The sequence below is a fragment of the Streptomyces humicola genome (assembly GCF_024436035.1).
GTDB classification, from domain to species: domain Bacteria; phylum Actinomycetota; class Actinomycetes; order Streptomycetales; family Streptomycetaceae; genus Streptantibioticus_B; species Streptantibioticus_B humicola.
Window position 1 is genome coordinate 1 of the sequence record NZ_JANFNG010000049.1, and the last position, 17834, is coordinate 17834.

The 17834-nt window shown below is 71.7% G+C and carries 14 protein-coding genes; 5 read left to right on the forward strand and 9 right to left on the reverse strand.

Annotation, left to right across the window (positions count from 1 at the left end):
* Positions 1 to 103, reverse strand: a 103-nt coding sequence (locus NGB36_RS31915) for an adenosylhomocysteinase (protein WP_255924139.1), incomplete at its 3' end; no start/stop codon positions are given.
* Positions 104 to 508: 405 nt separating this feature from the next.
* On the opposite strand from NGB36_RS31915, the gene NGB36_RS31920 reads away from it, so the two are divergent.
* A complete protein-coding gene (locus tag NGB36_RS31920) occupies positions 509 to 2614 on the forward strand; it encodes a fructose-specific PTS transporter subunit EIIC (RefSeq protein WP_255924106.1) in 2106 nt (701 codons plus the stop codon).
* Positions 2615 to 2705: 91 nt separating this feature from the next.
* Here the strand turns inward: NGB36_RS31920 and manA are convergent, their stop codons facing one another.
* The 5 genes from manA to NGB36_RS31945 all read right to left on the reverse strand — a co-directional run bounded on the left by manA (position 2706) and on the right by NGB36_RS31945 (position 7552).
* Positions 2706 to 3905: a mannose-6-phosphate isomerase, class I gene (manA, locus tag NGB36_RS31925; protein ID WP_255924107.1), complete on the reverse strand. Its 1200-nt coding sequence runs from the start codon at positions 3903 to 3905 to the stop codon at positions 2706 to 2708.
* Between the two features lie 129 nt (positions 3906 to 4034).
* Complete coding sequence (locus tag NGB36_RS31930) at positions 4035 to 5186, reverse strand: SIS domain-containing protein (protein WP_255924108.1); 1152 nt, start codon at positions 5184 to 5186, stop codon at positions 4035 to 4037.
* Between the two features lie 48 nt (positions 5187 to 5234).
* Entirely contained in the window at positions 5235 to 5411 is a 177-nt protein-coding gene (locus tag NGB36_RS31935) for a Trm112 family protein (protein ID WP_255924110.1), read from the reverse strand.
* Between the two features lie 193 nt (positions 5412 to 5604).
* Positions 5605 to 6963 (reverse strand): phosphomannomutase/phosphoglucomutase, encoded by a 1359-nt coding sequence (locus tag NGB36_RS31940; RefSeq protein WP_255924111.1) that lies wholly within the window; start codon positions 6961 to 6963, stop codon positions 5605 to 5607.
* Between the two features lie 172 nt (positions 6964 to 7135).
* A complete protein-coding gene (locus tag NGB36_RS31945) occupies positions 7136 to 7552 on the reverse strand; it encodes a DUF3499 domain-containing protein (RefSeq protein ID WP_255924113.1) in 417 nt (138 codons plus the stop codon).
* A gap of 270 nt (positions 7553 to 7822) precedes the next feature.
* On the opposite strand from NGB36_RS31945, the gene NGB36_RS31950 reads away from it, so the two are divergent.
* Positions 7823 to 8353 carry a metallopeptidase family protein gene (locus NGB36_RS31950; protein ID WP_372509580.1) on the forward strand — a complete coding sequence of 177 codons (531 nt, stop codon included), beginning with the start codon at positions 7823 to 7825 and terminating at the stop codon, positions 8351 to 8353.
* Between the two features lie 44 nt (positions 8354 to 8397).
* Here NGB36_RS31950 and NGB36_RS31955 read toward each other — a convergent pair whose 3' ends face one another.
* From NGB36_RS31955 to NGB36_RS31965, 3 genes are all read right to left on the reverse strand, one after another.
* The gene (locus NGB36_RS31955) at positions 8398 to 9909 is read right to left on the reverse strand and encodes a DUF5719 family protein (RefSeq protein WP_255924115.1); all 1512 of its coding nucleotides are present in this window, start codon (positions 9907 to 9909) and stop codon (positions 8398 to 8400) included.
* A complete protein-coding gene (locus tag NGB36_RS31960; protein WP_255924140.1) occupies positions 9909 to 13772 on the reverse strand; it encodes a glycosyltransferase family 2 protein in 3864 nt (1287 codons plus the stop codon). The genes NGB36_RS31955 and NGB36_RS31960 overlap by 1 nt, the downstream gene beginning before the upstream one ends.
* Positions 13773 to 13957: 185 nt before the next feature.
* On the reverse strand, positions 13958 to 14221 hold the full coding sequence (locus NGB36_RS31965) for a WhiB family transcriptional regulator (protein WP_255924116.1): 264 nt from the start codon (positions 14219 to 14221) through the stop codon (positions 13958 to 13960).
* Positions 14222 to 14880: 659 nt separating this feature from the next.
* Here NGB36_RS31965 and NGB36_RS31970 point away from each other — a divergent pair.
* The 3 genes from NGB36_RS31970 to NGB36_RS31980 all read left to right on the forward strand — a co-directional run bounded on the left by NGB36_RS31970 (position 14881) and on the right by NGB36_RS31980 (position 17825).
* On the forward strand, positions 14881 to 15402 hold the full coding sequence (locus NGB36_RS31970) for a cysteine dioxygenase (RefSeq protein WP_255924117.1): 522 nt from the start codon (positions 14881 to 14883) through the stop codon (positions 15400 to 15402).
* Between the two features lie 63 nt (positions 15403 to 15465).
* Complete coding sequence (gene cofD / locus NGB36_RS31975) at positions 15466 to 16428, forward strand: 2-phospho-L-lactate transferase (protein WP_255924118.1); 963 nt, start codon at positions 15466 to 15468, stop codon at positions 16426 to 16428.
* Positions 16425 to 17825, forward strand: coding sequence for a coenzyme F420-0:L-glutamate ligase (locus NGB36_RS31980; RefSeq protein WP_372509581.1), 1401 nt, complete (start codon positions 16425 to 16427; stop codon positions 17823 to 17825). The genes cofD and NGB36_RS31980 overlap by 4 nt, the downstream gene beginning before the upstream one ends.
* Positions 17826 to 17834 lie beyond the last annotated feature (9 nt).

The window sequence follows — 17834 nt, forward strand, 5'->3', positions numbered from 1 at the left end:
GACCGGGCATCTCATGCTCGGCCAGCGTGATCTCCTTACGGCCGAACTCGGCCAGGGAGAGGTCAGCAACCTTGAAGGCGGGGGTTGCGGAGGTCGACGTCATGCGGGGTGCTCCTCGCTGTGTCGGTCGGGAGTGGGCATCGGTCTGTCCGCTGCGGCCGTTCGGCGGGCCCGGACGAGCACGCCGAAAAGGGACCGCCGGGCGGGCCCTCGGTCCTCGTACCGCAGCTCAGTCCGTCGGAGGCCCTCTCTCCCTCGGCCGACCCGTACGATCCATGCGATCCGGGCCGCCCGACCGCCATCAGCAGCGACGTCTGGCTTCCCGTCGAATCTACACCGAACGGCGCAGCGGAACCCAGCCCATGAGGAGCGCAGCGCCGCGTTCCGGCCAGGACTTCACTCATGGACCACGGGACCGTTTCGGATCGCTCCGCGCCTGTTGCCGGATGCCCCGGGCGCGGGAACACTCTTGCGCACTCGTGAATGAAGAGCCGAAGGAGACGATGACGTGACCAGGCCCGCCGAGCCCTCAGAAGGAGCGGGGACCGCAAAGGAGGGGCTGAGGCTGCTCGCGGTCACCGCCTGTCCCACCGGCATCGCCCACACCTACATGGCCGCGGAGAAGCTGTCCCAGGCGGCCGAGGCGATGGGCATAGCGATGAAGGTCGAGACCCAGGGCTCGATCGGGGCAGAAAACGTACTGTCCGACAACGATGTCGAAGAGGCGGACGGGATCATCATCGCGGCCGACAAGGACGTCGACCTGAGCCGTTTCGTCGGGAAGAGGGTCCTGACCGTCGGCGTCTCGGAGGGGATCAGCCATCCGGAGCGTCTGATCGAGCGGGTGCGCAGCGCGCCGCTCCATGAGGCAGGCAGCGGTCATGCGGCCACATCGGGCGGAGCTCTCGCCGGAGGGGGAAAGGAGCGCAGCGTCGCGTACAAGGCGCTGATGAACGGCGTCAGCTACATGATCCCGTTCGTGGTGGTGGGCGGTCTTCTGATCGCGGTGTCGCTCGCCTTCGGCGGTCATCCGCAGGCCAGCGGGGGTCTTGTGATCCCGCCGGGGTCGTTCTGGCAGCACGTGAACGACATCGGCACGATCGGTTTCACGCTGATGGTGCCGATCCTGTCCGGTTACATCGCTTACGCGATCGGGGACAGGCCGGCGCTGGTGCCGGGCATGATCGGCGGCTGGATCGCCAACACGGGTTCGCTGTACGACTCGAAGGCGGGCGCCGGCTTCATCGGCGCGATCGTGACCGGCTTCCTGGCCGGCTATCTGGTGCTGTGGATCAAGAAGGTCCGGGTGCCGAAGTTCGTGCAGCCGATCATGCCGATCATCGTGATCCCGATCGTCGCGACGACATCGCTCGGCCTGTTCTTCATCTACGTCGTCGGCAAACCCATCTCGTGGGTGTTCGCGCACCTGACCAGCTGGCTCAGCAGCATGACGGGCACGAGCGCGATCGTGCTCGGCACGATACTCGGCCTGATGATCGCGTTTGACATGGGCGGGCCGGTCAACAAGACGGCGTTCCTCTTCGGCGCGGGGCTGATCGCCACCGGCCACGAGACGGTCATGGGCATGTGTGCCGCAGCGATTCCGGTGATGCCGCTCGGGCAGGGGCTTGCCACGCTGATCCGGCGCCGCCTCTACACCGATCAGGAGCGGGAGACGGGCATCGCTGCGCTCTTCATGGGCTTCTTCGGCATCTCGGAGGGCGCCATCCCGTTTGCGGCGGCGCGGCCGGCGAAGGTCATTCCAGCGAACATGCTCGGCGGTGCGGTGGCCGGTGCGGTCGCGGGCATGGCCGGGGTGAAGGACGCGGTGCCGCACGGCGGTCCGATCGTGGGTGTGCTCGGTGCGGTCGGCGGCGTGCCGACGTACTTCATCGCGATCGTGATCGGTTCTGTGGTGACGGCGCTGGCCACGGTGGCACTCGTCTCGTTCGAGGGGAGGAAGCCGCAGGCGGCGGTGGCTGCCGGGATCCCAGGGCCCGCGCTTGCCGGCGCCGGTGGCGGTGGCGGTGGTGGCGGCGGCACGGTCGTCGTCTCGTCCGTGTCGTCCGTGCCGCCGTCCGGCCGCGCCAAGGCGGCCACAGCGACCGCGGTCGTCGAGGCCCCGCCGCGTACGGCGCGCGTGCCGTCGCCGGACGGCGAGGTGCTCTCCGGTTATCTCACCGAGGAGACGGTCAGGGAGCAGCTCACCGCGGACGACAAGGAGTCCGCGATCCGGGAGTTGGCCGGGCTGCTGGCCGGTACGGGCAAGGTGACGGACGTCGGGGCGCTGGTCGACGCCGCGCTCGCCCGCGAGGCACAGGGCACCACGGGCCTGGGCGAGGAAATCGCGATCCCGCATGCCAAGACGGATGCGGTGTCGGCTCCGGTGGTCGGTTTCGCCCGCTCCACCGACGGCATCGAGTGGGGTGCGGTCGACGGGACGAAGGCCAAGCTCATCTTCATGATCTCGGTGCCGGAGGCGTCCGCCGGGGACGAGCATCTGCGGATTCTGGCACTGCTGTCGCGGAAGCTGATGGACACCGAGTTCCGCGAGCGTCTGGCGGAGGCTCCGACGCGGGGCGACATCATGAGGGTGCTGGCGGAAGTCGACTGAGCACGGCGGTCGTTGGCGTCTCCCCGTAGCGGGATGGCGGGGAGACGTCAACGACGCCCGTAGGTCCTCAGGTCGCCAGGTCGCCGGGTCCTCAGGCCACGACGGTGGCGCGGAAGAGGGTGCCGTCGCCGCTCGCTTCGACCTGCTCGCCGGCCGGTACGTAGGCGGACTCGCCGCGCGCGAGGTCGAGCTCGGAGCCGTCCTTGCTGTTCAAGTGCACGGTGCCGGCCGTGCACAGCAGGATCTGCGGGGTCCGGTCGTCGAGGGTGCGCGGTGCGCCGCCCGGGGCGAGGACGTACCGGGAGAGCCGGAATTCGTCGATCGGCGTGTCGTAGACCTCCTCGCCGTCCTCGCTCGCCTCGGGGCGCAGCACGGCCGGCTCACTGGGCTCGAACCGTACGATACGCAGCAGTTCGGGCACATCGACGTGCTTCGGCGTCAGGCCGCAGCGCAGCACGTTGTCGGAGTTGGCCATCAGCTCGACGCCGAGCCCGCCGAGGTAGGCGTGCGGCACGCCCGCGCCCAGGTACAGCGCCTCGCCGGGCTGCAGGCGGACGTAGTTGAGGAGCATGGCCGCGATGACGCCGGGATCGCCGGGGAAGCTGTGCGCCGCCTTGGCGTAAGCGGCGTAGGCGTCGGCGAACCTGCCGCCCTCCTCGCTGAGCCGCTCGGCCGCCTCCGTCGCCTCGGTCACCGTCTCGGCGATCGCGTCCCGGTCGGCGGTGAGCACGGCGGCGAGCACCTCGCGCAGCGCCTCGCCCTCGGGCTGGGCGCGCAGGATGTCGACGTACGGCTTGAGCCCGTCGACGCCGAGTCCTTCGAGGAGATCGGCGGCTTCGGACGGCTTGCGGAAGCCGCACAGTCCGTCGAAGGGCACGAGCGCGCAGAGCATCTCGGGCTTGTGGTTGGCGTCCTTGTAGTTGCGGTGCGGCGCGTCGATCGGGATGCCGCGCGCTTCCTCGTCCTCGAACCCGGCCTTCGCCTGCGCAAGGTCGGGGTGGACCTGCAGGGACAGCGGTGCGCCGGCGGCGAGGATCTTGAACAGGAACGGCAGCCGGGGCCCGAACCGGTCGATGGCGGCCTTGCCGAGCTCGGCGGGCGGGTCGGCGTCGATCACGTCGTTGAGCGGGACGAGGCCGGATCCCCGGTCGAGGCGCGACGGGGCGCCGGGGTGCGCGCCCATCCACAGTTCGGCCTGCGGTTCGCCGGTCGGCTCGGTGCCGAGCAGCTCGGGAATGGCGGTGGTGGAGCCCCAGGCGTAGGGGCGCACGGTGTTGACGAGGCGGTCCATGCGGTGGGTGTTCCTCTTCCGGTCTGGTGCGTCCTGCGTGAGCTTGCGTCCAGCATGAGCTTGCGTCGTGCATGTGAGCTTACGTGGCGCTGTTGTGCGTCTTCTGAGCGTCTTCGCGTCTTCCGGTCGTCAGGTGTCGTCGGCCGGGGAGAGCGCGAGGTAGACGGCGGTGAAGTCGGTGAGCGCCATCAGCTCGGCCAGTGCCTCGGCGGGCGGCCCTGCAGGGGCCTCGATCTCGCTGAGCGGCGTCTCGTGGCTGTCTGCCGCCTCCTGGACGGCGGTGGCGGGCGCCCCGTCCTGCTCGCGCAGCAGCACGATGCGCAGCCGCAGCGTCTCCGGCTCCTCCTCGACGCGGTCGCGGAAGAAGTCGTGCAGGTCGCCGGAGGCGGGGGTGAGCGGGCTGCTGAGCAGTGCACTGTGCTCGTCCAGCGCCCCGGGAAGCACGGCGGCGAGCGCCGGGCGCCCGGAGAGCGAGGTGAGCGCGCGGACGAAGCGCCGGGCCGCGGCGCCGGTCACCGCGCCCTCGCTCCACAGCAGCGGCAGCGATTCGCCGAGCTCTGCGGCGAGGGTCTTGGCCGGGTTGCGGTAGGTCTCGGTCGCCGGGCCGAAGCGTTCGGCGGCGGTGTCGAGCCGCGACGCGATGGCTTCGACGGCGCTAGGCGGCGCGTTGACCAGGCCTATGCGGTCGGTGAGCGCGAGCAGCGGGGTGAACAGCGCCCAGAAGGCGCCGGGATCGGCGGGGTGGGGCGGCCTCGGTGCCGCGGATGCAGCCGGTGCCGCCGCCTCGGTGAAGGGCGGTTGGGCGAAGGGGACGGCGAGTCCGTGCACCTGTTGCAGCGCCTCGGCGAGCGGTGCCTTGGCCGGGGCGACGGCCGCGACGGTGCAGCCGTGCCGGTAGGCCTGCTCCACCAGGCCGGTCAGCCCCGGCTCGGAGCCGTCGTAGGTGGCCAGGAGCAGAAGGTCGAGCGGGCCCGCCCAGCCGGGGAGCATCCAGCGCAGCGCCTGGGCGTCGGGCGCGGGGCCGCTCGGCGGCAATGGCAGGACGGGGCAGGCGGCGAGTGCGCCGAGCAGGTCGGCTATGCCGTCCGCCATCAGCCCAGGTGCGGCGACGATCACCGAGCGGGGACGGCCGTCGGGTTTGAGGTCGGCAACTCCCGCCTCGGCGGCGTGGCGGGCCGCGGTGCGGACCCGGGCGCCGGCGGCCGCGACACCGAGCAGCAGGCCGCCTGTGTCGGTGCGGGCGAGCGCGTCGGGATTGTCGAGCAGAGACTCGTCGAGCATCGTGGCCTCCGGCCTCTTCCGGTCCGCCGGCCGTTCGCAGTCCCGGCGTTACGCGGGGCGGCGGGCCTCGTCGATGAGGAGGACCGGGATCCCGTCACGGACGGGGTAGGCCAGGCCGCAGCGCTCCGCGGTGCAGATGAGCTCACCCGCGGCGGTGTCCTCGCGGAGCGCGGCGTGGCACGCCGGGCAGGCGAGGATCTCCAGAAGGCTGGCTTCGAGCGGCATGCGGTGTCCTCTTCGGCGGTTCGAGCGGTTTCGGCGGTCGCTGGGGTGTACCGACATTGTGTCGTTCGGCGTGGTCAGCGTACCGCCGGGACGGCGTCGGCGGAGGCCCGGGAACGGTTCCGGGCCTCCGCCCAACGGGTGTACGCCCTGGTCAGGCGCGCACGTTCACGCGCGCCCTGTCACCTGCGCCCTGTCACGCGCGCACGATCGCGAGGACCTCGTCGCGGACGCGCGCCACGGTCCCGGCGTCGCGCGCCTCGACGTTGAGGCGGAGCAGCGGCTCGGTGTTGGACGGACGCAGGTTGAACCACCAGTCGTCACCGGTGACGGTGAGCCCGTCGAGCTCGTCGAAGGTGACGCCACGACGGCCCTCGAAGGCGGCGTGCACGGCCGCGGTGCGCTCGGCCTGGTCGGCGACGGTGGAGTTGATCTCGCCGGATGCGGCGTACCGGTCGTACTCGGCGACCAGCTGCGACAGCGTGTCGTCCTGGCCGCCGAGAGCCGCGAGCACGTGGAGCGCGGCGAGCATGCCGGTGTCGGCCTTCCAGAAGTCCCGGAAGTAGTAGTGGGCCGAGTGCTCGCCGCCGAAGATCGCGCCGGTGCGGGCCATCTCCTGCTTGATGAAGGAGTGGCCGACGCGGGTGCGCACCGTGGTGCCGCCGCTCTCCTTGACCACCTCGGGTACCGACCAGGAGGTGATCAGGTTGTGGATGATCGTCTCACCCGGGTGCTTGGCCAGCTCGCGGGCGGCGACCAGGGCGGTGATCGCCGACGGGGAGACGGGCTCGCCGCGCTCGTCGACGACGAAGCAGCGGTCGGCGTCGCCGTCGAAGGCGAGGCCGATGTCGGCGCCGGTCTCGCGGACCTTGGCCTGGAGGTCGACGAGGTTCTTCGGGTCGAGCGGGTTGGCCTCATGGTTGGGGAAGGTGCCATCGAGCTCGAAGTACATGGGGACGAGGTCGACGGGCAGCCCCTCGAAGACGGTGGGGACGGTGTGGCCGCCCATGCCGTTGCCCGCGTCGACGGCGACTTTCAGTCGCCGGATGCCGGTGAGGTCGACCAGGTCGCGCAGGTAGCCGGCGTAGTCGGCGAGCACGTCGCGCTGGGTGATCGTGCCGGGCGTGGCGTCGGTGGCGGGCAGGCCGCTCTGCGACCACGCCTCGGCGAGCTCGCGGATCTCGGCGAGGCCGGTGTCCTGGCCGACGGGGGCAGCACCCGCACGGCACATCTTGATGCCGTTGTACTGGGCGGGGTTGTGGCTCGCGGTGAACATCGCACCGGGCAGGTCGAGCTTGCCGGAGGCGAAGTAGAGCTCATCGGTGGAGCACAGCCCGATCTCCACCACGTCGGCGCCGCGCGAGGCGGCTCCCTGGGCGAAGGCGCGCGACAGGCCCGGCGACGACGGGCGCATGTCGTGGCCGACGACGATCGCCTTCGCGTCCGTCACCGTGGCGAAGGCGGCGCCGAACAGCTCGGCGAGCACCTCGTCCCACTGGTCGGGGACGACGCCTCGTACGTCGTACGCCTTCACGATCTGCGACAGGTCGGGCACAGCAGCTCCAGTTCCGAAAAAGCGCCCGGATGGCGCCGCGGACAGCATCAGGGGCACCAACCTACCCGGCCTGACTGAACGCCGGACAGCGGCCAGCACATCGTGTGAAGGAGCGGCGCCGACTGTACGTGCGCGTGTACGTACGTGTACGTGATGTGCGAGGACGTGGTGCCTATGACTCGGGTGAGCGCAGCACACGCAGATGGCCGCGGCGGGCGACCTCGACGGGATCGGCCTCCCCGCCGCCGGGCGCCGCGGGACGTTCCTGCGGGCGGGCGGCCTCACGCACGGCGTTGGCGAGCGCTTCGAGATCGTCGCTGGTGGGGCGGGCGGGGCCGGAGTCGACGGCGAGCCGGACGACCTCCCAGCCGCGGGGAGCGGTGAGCCGGGCCGAGTGCTCGGAGCACAGGTCGTAGCAGTGCGGCTCGGCGTACGTGGCGAGCGGCCCGAGGACGGCCGTGGAGTCCGCGTAGACGTACGTCAGCGTCGCGACGGCGGGACGACCGCACGCGGTGCGCGAACAACGACGTACAGGGCTCACGACGTTGGACGGTACCGCACTCTTGAGCGGGCCGCGACGACTCTCCACGAGGTCACCCGCTCGTGTCGTCCGGCTTCGCCCGGATCACGTCACGTCGCGCCACATGCGCCCACCTGCGCGGAAACCTCGCCGGCCGAGGCGGCCGACATGGTGACCGGTCGCCGTTCCTGCGCATCGGCGTCCACGAACGATCGAGAATCGGTCAGACCTACACATATGGTCGGTGCGGATTCGGCAACGATCGGGCATTGAGCGACATCACGGCAGTTGTACGGGCCTTGCGTGCGTGGCGCGCCGCGACGGCTACCCTGCCAGGTGATGGACACGCCCGTTCCGCCTCACGCAGCCGACACACCGGAGGCACCCGAGACCCCGGAGCCGCAGCAGCCGCCCGGCCCCCGACGACCCCGCGCGCCGCGGTATCGGGACCGGCACGGCCGCGGGATGCGCGGCCCCCTGGCGCCGCCGCAGGTGCCGCTGTCGGTCAGCCGCTCCGACGCCTTCGACGACCTGGTGAGGGACGCCGCCGATCGGCTGGAGAGGCGCTGGCCGCAACTGGCGGAGGTCGAGTTCGCCGTCCAGGACGTCCCGGTACTGGGGCCCGACGGTGCGGACGACCGCATCGCCGTGGCGGGAGATGACATCGTCCCGCTCGGCCGGCTGATCGCCGCGGGCACCACGGGCAAGGGCTCGCCGAACCGGATCGTGATCTACCGCAGGCCGGTGGAGATCCGCGCGAAGAACCGCGAGGAGCGGGCGCTGCTCGTCCACGAGGTGGTGGTCGAGCAGGTCGCCGAGTTGCTCGGGCTCTCGCCGGAGAACGTCGACCCGCGCTACGGCGAGGAATGATCCGGCACGAGCGACAGGGCGAGCGCCCCGCCTCGTCGCTCGCCTCATCTCTCCAGGATCGACAGGTCCTGGCCCGCCTGGGGTACGGCGACGGTTCCGCCGTCGTCGCCCATCGGCTGGATGGTGAACATCGGCAGCCCGTCCTGCGGCAGCTCCAGGGTGCGTGAGGCGTAGACAGGGCCGCCCGAGATCGGCTCGACGGTCACCGCGTACGAGCCGCTGCCCGCGCCGCCCGAGGGCTGCGGCGGGGCGAAGGCCATGGTCGTACCGCCCTTGACGGTGACCGTCCGGGAGACCGGGGCGCCCCCGCTGGTGCCCGCGGACGCGGTGACCTTGACTGTGGCGTCGCCGCCCGGCGCGGCCAGCGAGAGCGTGGTGCCCTGCGCCCGGTTGTCGGCGGCCGTGGCTCGCTGGCCGATCGGCCCGGTCGACGGCAGGAACGCCATCTCCTGGGAGGCTCCGTTGCCCCGCGTGATCCGTACCGCGGCCACGAACGGCGCGGCGTTGCCCGGGTCGGCGGGCGTCAGCACCAGAGATCCGGCCTGGCCCTGCGTGAGTGACGGGAAGTCGGTGGAAGCGGTCAATCCGTTCTTGACGTCGAGCGTCTGGTTGCCGGCCGGTGTGATGGCGCCGGTGGGGGTGAGCAGCTGGACCTTCAGATTGGCGTCGCTGGAGCCCGTCGCATAGGCGACGAGGTGGACGGAGGTGGCGTCGGCGGGGATGCCGGGCAGGACGGCGCTGTTGGCGGGGGCCGCAGCGGCGGGCAGCCAGTCGCTGCCGAGCTTGGTGTCCATCGCCTGGATGGCGGCCCCGACCCGGCCGGTACGGACGGCGACGTGCACGGTCAGGTCGTTGGCCTGCTCTCCGGTGAGGGTGGAGAGCAGGATCGGGACGCTCGAGTTCGCGGGGATGGTGAGCCCGCTGGCGCCGTTGGTCTGCACGGTGCCGTTGGAGTCGTACAGCTCGATGTCGGCAACCGCGGGGGTCGGGTCGGGGTTGGTGAGGTGGACGTAGTCCTGGCGGTCGGAGGAGGTGCTCGCACCGGGGAACCAGAAGTCGGTGCCGGGGGAGGTGCAGGACATTCCGAGCACGCCGCGGCCAGGGCCCACGCCGATGGTGGTGGTCTCCTGGACCGTCCAGCCGGGGGCGAGGCTACCCGTCGCGGTGCCGACCAGCGGGGCCGCGGAGGACTTGGTGGAGGTGACCGGTTTGCCGGGAGCGGTGAGGGGGTCGACGGGCTGGCCCGCGCCCGGTGCGTTCTTCACCGTGCCGGTGCCGTCGCCGATCTGGGCGGGCATCAGCTGGGCGGTGCCGCTGCCATTGCCGCTCGGTGCGTTGCTGTCACCCGGGGGGGTGTACGCGGTGTAGGTGGTGGACGCGTAGTCGGAATCGGTCGGCGCGGGGCACAGCAGTGTCGAGCGCTCGATCGGCTTGCGCACGGCTGCGGTGGAGACGGGCGTGGTGCCGGCGCCGGAGGGGGCGAGGGCGAAGGCGATCCCGATGACGGCGGCGAGCGCCGCGAGCACGCCGACGAGGGAGACGGTGGTGCGGTTCATCACTGGCGCTCGCTCCCGTCCGGGTTGTAGTGCCCGGGGTCGTAGGCCGGGTCGTAGGGCTGCGGGTGCTGCTCGGGATGCTCGGCGTACTCGGGGTACTCGGCGTATTCCGGGTAGCCGTACTGGCCGTACTCGGCGCCTTGCTCACCCTGCTGGTAGGCGCCCTGCTGGTAGGGGTCGTAGTACCCGTTCTGGTACTCGCCCTGGCCCTGGTACCCGCCTTGGCTCTGGTACTCGCCGCCCCACTGTTCGTATCCCGGCTGCATCGGCTGGACCGGCTGCTGGGAGTGCGCGAAGGCGTTCCACTCGTCGCTGCCTGTGCCGCCGTCGCCGGGGGAGGCGTACGCGTCGGCCGGGTACGGGAAGGCCTCCCACGCCTCGCTGCCGCTGCCGTCCGGCCGGGGCTGCTGCGCGGGGATACCGCCGTCGTCCGCCGCGTCGGACGTCGGCGCGACGGCTTCCGCTACTGCCGCTTCCGCCACTGCCGCTTCCGCCACTGCCGCTTCCGCCTCGGCCGCGGCGCGCAGCCGCCGCGCCCTGCGCCCTTCGCCGTCGGCCACCTGGGACGCGGTCGCGGCGGCGGCCGCCGCGCCGTCCTCCGGCAGGTCGTCGTCGATGTCACGGCGCCGGCCGGGCAGCGCGAGCACCACGACGACGAGGGCGAGGAACCCTTGGGCCGAGAGCCAGAGCCAGTGGGTGACGGGCGCGTCGTATGTCAGGTCGAGATGCCCGCCGTTGGCGGGAAGTTGGAAGCCCTGCGCCCAGCCGTCGACCGTGGTCGGGGTGAGCGGCTGCCCGTCGAGGGTGGCCCTCCAGCCCGGTGCGGCCGAGTCGGCGAGGCGCAGCACACGCCCGGAGGGCCCGGACGGGATCGTGGTGTGTGCCTCGACCTTGCCGGCCGCGACGGAGACCGGCGTCCCCGAACCGCTCGGGGAGGTGATCGTGATCCGGGAGACCTCGTTGGCGACGCTCCACAGCTCGGTTCCGTTGGCCTGGCTGACCCGGTCGAGGCCGGGCGTGCTGTCGAGCACGTTGCTCATTGAGGCCGGCGTGCCCGGCTGCACCAGCACATAGCGCACCGCGTAGCCGCTGAGCTGGCTGGCCTGGTCGGCGCCCGAGCCCGCGACGAGGTTGGCCACGACCGAGTCGAGACGGCTGTCGTCGCCCGCCTCCGCGGCGATCTCCGCGTCGCCCATCTGCGCGCCGGCGCCGCGCACGAGCATGTACTTCACATGCCCCGGGTCGCCGTCGAGCACGAGCGTGCGCGCCTGGTCCTGGGTGGAGCTCTCCTCCGCCACGAACGCGGGCACCTGCTCGGGGTCGCGCCGCCCGAGCGGCCCTGCTGCACCGTCGAGCATCCAGATCGTGGCAGCGATCAGCGGCGCCGCGCCGGCCGCGACGAGGACGAGGGCGGCCACCGGCTGCCGCCAGCCGAAGCCGGAGGCCGAGATGCGTTCCCGTGCGCCCTCGGCGCCGATCACCGCGGCGGCGAGCAGCCCGAGGCCGTAGACGAGGGTGGCGGGCCCGGCCCAGGTGGTGCCGTTCTGTCCCGCCGCGGCGAGAAGTCCGACGAGCGCCACGGCCCAGGCGGTGAGAACCGCGAGCCGCCGCTCGCTGCGGAGCAGGGCGGCGAGGCCGGCGAGCACGATGCCCGTGAGCAAAAACCCGGCCGAGGCCTTGGGGCCGCCGGGGCTGAGCATCAGCAGGTCGAGTGCGGAAGCATTACCGCCGCGGTAGGTGATACCGGCCTCGCGCAGGAAGAACGAGGGATGGGCGAGGAGCGTGAGCGACCAGGGCGCGAGCACCAGCAGCGGGGTGCCGATCACCGCGAGGCTGCGCAGCGCGTGCGGGACGAGCAGGCCGCTCTGGCGGCGTACGACGCGCAGCACCGCGACCGCGGCGCACAGCGCGACGGCAATCAGCCACACGATCGGCGCGAAGGCCATGGTGACGATGAGCAGCAGTGCGAACGCCCATGTGGCACGCCAGCCGGGCCGTACGCCACGGGCGACGGCGGAGTCGCTCAGCTGCAGCCCGCCCGCGGCGACGGCGGCGCGTGCCATGAGAGGCAGCAGGATCGCCAGGACGGCGGTGCCGAGGCGGCCGCCGGCGAGTGCACCGGTCGCGGCGGGCAAGAACGCGTAGGCGACGGCAGCCCAGGCGCGCAGCAGCCGGGACTCGACGAGCGGCCGCGAGGCGAAGTAGGCGCTCAGGCCCGCGAGCGGCACCGAGCAGACGAGCAGCAGCGTGAGCGCGAGGCCGGTGCTGCCGAAGAGGATCGACGAGGCGAGCGCGAAGATCGCCAGGTAGGGCGGCGCGGCCTGTGCGCTGCCGCTGGAGACCGCATGCCACGCCCCTGTGTACGCCGCCCACAGGTCGGAGGCGGACGAGGGCGCGGGCAGCAATGCGCCGCCGGCGAGCGAGCCGCTGCCGAGCAGCCCGCGGCAGGCGATGAGCGAGACGAGCAGCAGGACGGCGAAGAGCATCGGCCCCGGCTTGTGGGCGATCCTCCGCAGCCGCGCGAACTGCTCGATCTCGAGGAAGTCGGCGTCGTCGTCGCCGGGTCCGGATTCGACGCCGCCACCGTGGCGTCCGGCCGAGGAGGAGTCGGGCTCGGAGCGGCCGGAGATGTTGCTGTAGACGCCCTCGATGGTGGCGCGCAAAGTGGCGCCGGGTGGTGGGAAGAGCGGCCGCAGCTCGGACGGCGGCACGACGGGGCGCCCTCTGCGGCGGCGTGCGCCGAGGATGCGTCCCGGGCGCAGCAGGACGGCGAGGAGTCCGGTGAACTCGTCGAGCGCCTGGCCCGGCACCTTGCCGACGAGGTAGGCGAGGGTGCGCAGCAGGGTGGAGACGACGATGCGCGCGGCGACGTACGGCAGCAGCGCGCCGCGCGTGTTGGCGAGGAGGGTGTAGACGGCCCCGGCCTTGTCGACCCGGTGCGGGTTGGTGGCGGTACGTCCGGCGCAGTCGACGGTGCGGCGCTCGCGCGAGGCGGCCTCGGCGTGGCGGAGCACCGCCTCGGGGGCGACCAGCACGCCGTGGCCCACGGCCTGCGCGCGCCAGCAGAAGTCGACGTCGTCGCGCATCAGAGGCAGGCGCCGGTCGAATCCGCCAAGCTCCTCCCATACGTCGCGGCGCACGAGCATGCCCGCGGAGGAGACCGAGAGCACCTGGCGGATCTGGTCGTGCTGGCCCTGGTCCTGTTCGCGGCGTTCGAGGCCGGTCCAACGCCGTCCGCTGCGGGCGATGGTGACGCCGACTTCGAGCAGTGCCCGGCGGTCGTACCAGCTGCGCAGCTTGGGGCCGATGACGGCGGCGGACGGCGAGGTGTCGGCCACGCGCAGCAGTTCGGCGAGGGCGTTCGGTGCGGGCTCGCAGTCGTCGTGAAGCAGCCACAGCCATTGCACCGGCTCGGGGTCGTCGGCGCCCTGCGGCTCGGGGTCGTCGTTCCAGGTGCGGGTGGCCGGGTCCCAGCCGCTGCGGCGCTGCAGATAGGGCAGGTGTTCGGGGAGTACGGGAGCGGCGGCGCGCACGGCTTCGGCGACGGCGGTGCCGAAGCCGGTGCGCCGGGCGAGGTGGACGACGCGCTCGGCGCCGAGCGATTCGGTGAGCAGCCGTGCGGTGTCGTCGGCGCTGCCGGTGTCGGCGGCGACGACGCTCTGGACCGGGCGGTCCTGGCCGAGCAGCCCGGCGAGCGCGTCGGGCAGCCAGCGGGCACCGTCGTGGGCGACGAGCACGGCGGTCACGATGTGACGCGGAAACTCGGGTGGGCGGGTGGGAGCAAACTCCGCCTGGGCGGTGGGAGCAAACTCCGCCTGGGCGGAAGGTGCGGCGTACGCGCCCTGTTGGCTGTGCACGGACATCGAGGTGCGGGCCCCGGTTCGCTGGACTGCGGTGGACACGTGGTGCCCGTACTGACCTGGTACGGCGCTGCGTGTCTCGGACGGCCACCCACACTAACGGCTCAACGACAACGGCGGCCCGTCTACCGGCCGGTGGGCTCGGCGAACGGGCCGCAAGGTTTGTCCGGTTACAGACTGATTGAGTATTAGATGGCGGCTTTCTTCAGCCGACGCCGCTCTCGCTCCGACAGCCCGCCCCAGATGCCGAACCGCTCGTCGTTGGCGAGTGCGTATTCGAGGCACTCGGAACGGACCTCACAGGCGAGGCAGACCTTCTTCGCCTCGCGGGTGGAGCCGCCCTTCTCCGGGAAGAATGATTCGGGGTCGGTCTGCGCACACAGTGCACGCTCCTGCCACCCGAGCTCTTCTTCCGCCTCCTCGCCCAGCAACAGCTGGAACTGCTCGGTCATGCGCGCCCCTCGTCCGTCCGTCGCTTCCCCGTGATGCCGTTGTGACCTGCTGTGGCTAACGACACGAGTGAAATTACAAGTGTGCGGATCCAGGCCAGTCAAGCCGAGATCTGCTATCGGGCCCCTTATTCACTCCGCGGAACCAAGGGTGAGCAGAAAGTGTTCAAATCAGCCCAAACCATGACATGAGAATCGTGGGGTCCGACCGGCTCGTCGCACATGCCGGAAGAGACGCCGTAGATCGCCACAGCGTTGCACCTCCCATGGCAGAGCGGACCGGATCACAGTCTGATCACGGAAGCATAACGACGTTTCCGTGAGCGGATGGTGCGGCACGTATCCGCGCCCCCGGCAGAGCAAACCTTTCGCCAGAGTGACCAACCGGATCAGGTGAAACATCCAGGGCAGTCCGGGCGTCAAGTTGACAAAGGGCCGGACAACCGCTCTTCTTGAGACCATGCCGAACGAGACCCACGCGCCGTCCAGGACTCGCACCCGCGAGTCCCGCTGCGCTGTGCGGGTCCTCGGCGCTCTCTCCTGTTGCTGTTGTCGCTGACTCAGATCGTTCCGATCGACCCGGCCGATTCCCGGCCACTCCCCGCGACGCAGCACATCCCCGTCTGCGCATCCCACCGTCAGCTCCTGCCTTTGGGACCACCGTGCACCGCGCTCTCTCCGACATCTCCGTAGCCGGCGACCCGCTCGCCGTCCCCCACCTGCTGCCGCCCGTGGCGCAGCACCCGGCCACCGTCGCCGACTTCTCCGGCCTCGCCCGTGCGATAGCCGAAGACCGCGGCCGTTGGGCACCGCTCGTCGACTACGACACGACCACGCGCTGGTACGCCCGTCTCGCCACCGGACCGGGGTACGAGGTCTGGCTGCTCAGCTGGCTCCCGGGCCAGGGCACCGGACTCCACGACCACGGGCAGTCCTCCGGCGTACTGACCGTGCTGCAGGGCGAGTTGACCGAACGCGCGCTCGGTGCCTCCGGCGAGACCCGGCGCACGCTCGGCGCGGACGACCAGCGTGTCTTCGCCCCCGGCTATGTGCACGGTGTCGTCAACGACTCCCTCGAACCCGCGGTCAGCCTGCACATCTACTTCCCGGGCCTGACCGAGATGACCCCGTACACCTCATGCTCGGCTCCTTCAGGCCGGGAACGGGAGTCCGTCCACGACTGACTGGCCCGCCAGTCATCCACCACCACCCTCAAACGATCAGCCTCCGGCTGACAGACTGGCTCCATGCGAATCGTGGTACTGGCCGGCGGCATCGGGGGGGCGCGGTTTCTGCGTGGCCTCAAGGCAGCGGCACCTGACGCGGACATCACCGTCATCGGTAACACCGGCGACGACATCCACCTCTTCGGCCTCAAGGTCTGCCCCGACCTCGACACCGTGATGTACACCTTGGGCGGCGGCATCCACGAGGGGCAGGGCTGGGGCAGGGCCGACGAGACCTTCACGGTGAAGGAGGAGCTGGCGGCCTACGGCGTCGGCCCCGACTGGTTCGGGCTCGGCGACCGTGATTTCGCCACCCACATCATCCGCACCCAGATGATCACCGCGGGCTATCCGCTGAGCGCCGTCACCGAGGCGCTGTGCGCACGCTGGCAGCCCGGCGTACGGCTGATCCCGATGACCGACGACCGTGTCGAGACCCACGTCGTCATCGACGCACCCGAGGACGGGGGCCGCAAGGCGGTGCACTTCCAGGAGTACTGGGTACGGTTGCACGCCTCCGTGCCCGCGCACGCCGTGCTGCCGGTCGGTGCCGAGCAGTCCAAGCCGGCGCCCGGGGTGCTGGAGGCAATCGGCGAAGCGGACGTCGTCCTGTTCCCGCCGTCCAATCCCGTCGTCAGCATCGGCACGATCCTCGCAGTGCCGGGGATGAGAGAGGCGATCGCGGACGCCGGAGTTCCGGTCGTCGGCCTCTCCCCCATCGTCGGCAACGCGCCCGTACGCGGCATGGCCGACAAGGTGCTCGCCGCCGTCGGAGTGGAGTCCACCGCCGCGGCCGTCGCCAAGCACTACGGCTCCGGCCTGCTCGACGGCTGGCTTGTCGACACGGTGGACGCCGCCACCGTCGGCGAGGTGGAGGAGGCCGGGATCAACTGTCGCGCGGTGCCACTGATGATGACGGACATCGAAGCGGCCGCGCGGATGGCACGCGAAGCGCTCGCGCTCGCCAAGGAGGTCTCCTCATGACAGCGGCGCGAAGCTCCCACCCGTCTCCCGCCCCTGGCCTCCGGCATGGGGGCCCCCGCGCCCTCGACGGAGGTGGGCGACGGGAGGGCGTGAGCGCGCCGGCGTACCGGGTGTGGGGGGTGCCGGGGATGCCCGAGGTGCAGCAGGGCGACGATCTCGCCAAGCTCATCGCCGAGGCGAGCCCGGATCTCGCCGACGGCGACGTCCTCCTGGTCACCTCGAAGATCGTCAGCAAGTCAGAGGGCCGCATCGTCGAGGCCGCCGACCGGGAAGCGGCGATCGATGCGGAGACGGTCAGGCTCGTCGCGCGGCGCGGGCCGCTGCGGATCGTGGAGAACAAGCAGGGCCTGGTGATGGCCGCGGCCGGGGTGGACGCGTCCAACACCCCCGCAGGCACGGTGCTGTTGCTCCCCGAGGACCCCGATGCCTCTGCGCGCCGCATCCGCGCGGGGCTGCGTGACGCGCTCGGTGTGGACGTCGCCGTCGTCCTCACCGACACCTTCGGCCGCCCCTGGCGCAACGGGCTGATCGACCTCGCCATCGGCACCGCCGGGTTGCGCGTCCTGGACGACCTGCGCGGCGGCTCGGACGCGCACGGCAACGCGCTCAGCGCGACGGTGGTTGCGACCGCGGACGAGCTCGCCGCGGCGGGCGAACTGGTCAAGGGCAAGGCGAACGGGGTGCCGGTCGCCGTCGTCCGCGGGCTGACGCATCTGCTGGAGGACGCGGGCGCGGACGGCCCGGGGGCGCGGTCGCTGACGCGCACCGCCGGCGAGGACATGTTCCGTCTCGGCACCTCCGAGGCGCTGCGGCAGGCGGTGACGCTGCGGCGTACGGTGCGGGAGTTCACCGACGAGCCGGTCGACGGCGGCGCGGTGCGGCGCGCGGTCGCGGCCGCCGTGACCGCGCCCGCGCCGCATCACACCACGCCGTGGCGGTTCGTCCTGCTGGAGTCGGCACAGGTGCGGGAGCGGCTGCTCGACGCGATGCGCGACCGCTGGATTGCGGATCTGCGGTCCGACGGCTTCACCGAGGAGGCGATCGCCCGGCGGGTGCGGCGCGGGGACGTACTGCGGCATGCGCCGTATCTCGTCGTCCCGTGCCTCGTCGCGGACGGCACGCACGCCTATCCGGACGAGCGGCGGGCCACTGCGGAACGGGAGATGTTCGTCGTCGCGGCGGGCGCGGCCGTGCAGAACTTTCTTGTGGCGCTGGCCGGAGAGCAGTTGGGGTCGGCATGGGTGTCGTCGACGATGTTCTGTCGCGATGTCGTCCGGGACGTCCTCGGGCTCCCGGAGGAGTGGGACCCGATGGGCGCGGTCGCCGTCGGCCGCGCGGCGGCCCCGCCGAAGGCGCGCGGTGAGCGGGATGCCGGGGATTTCATCACCGTGCGATGAGTCGTCCGC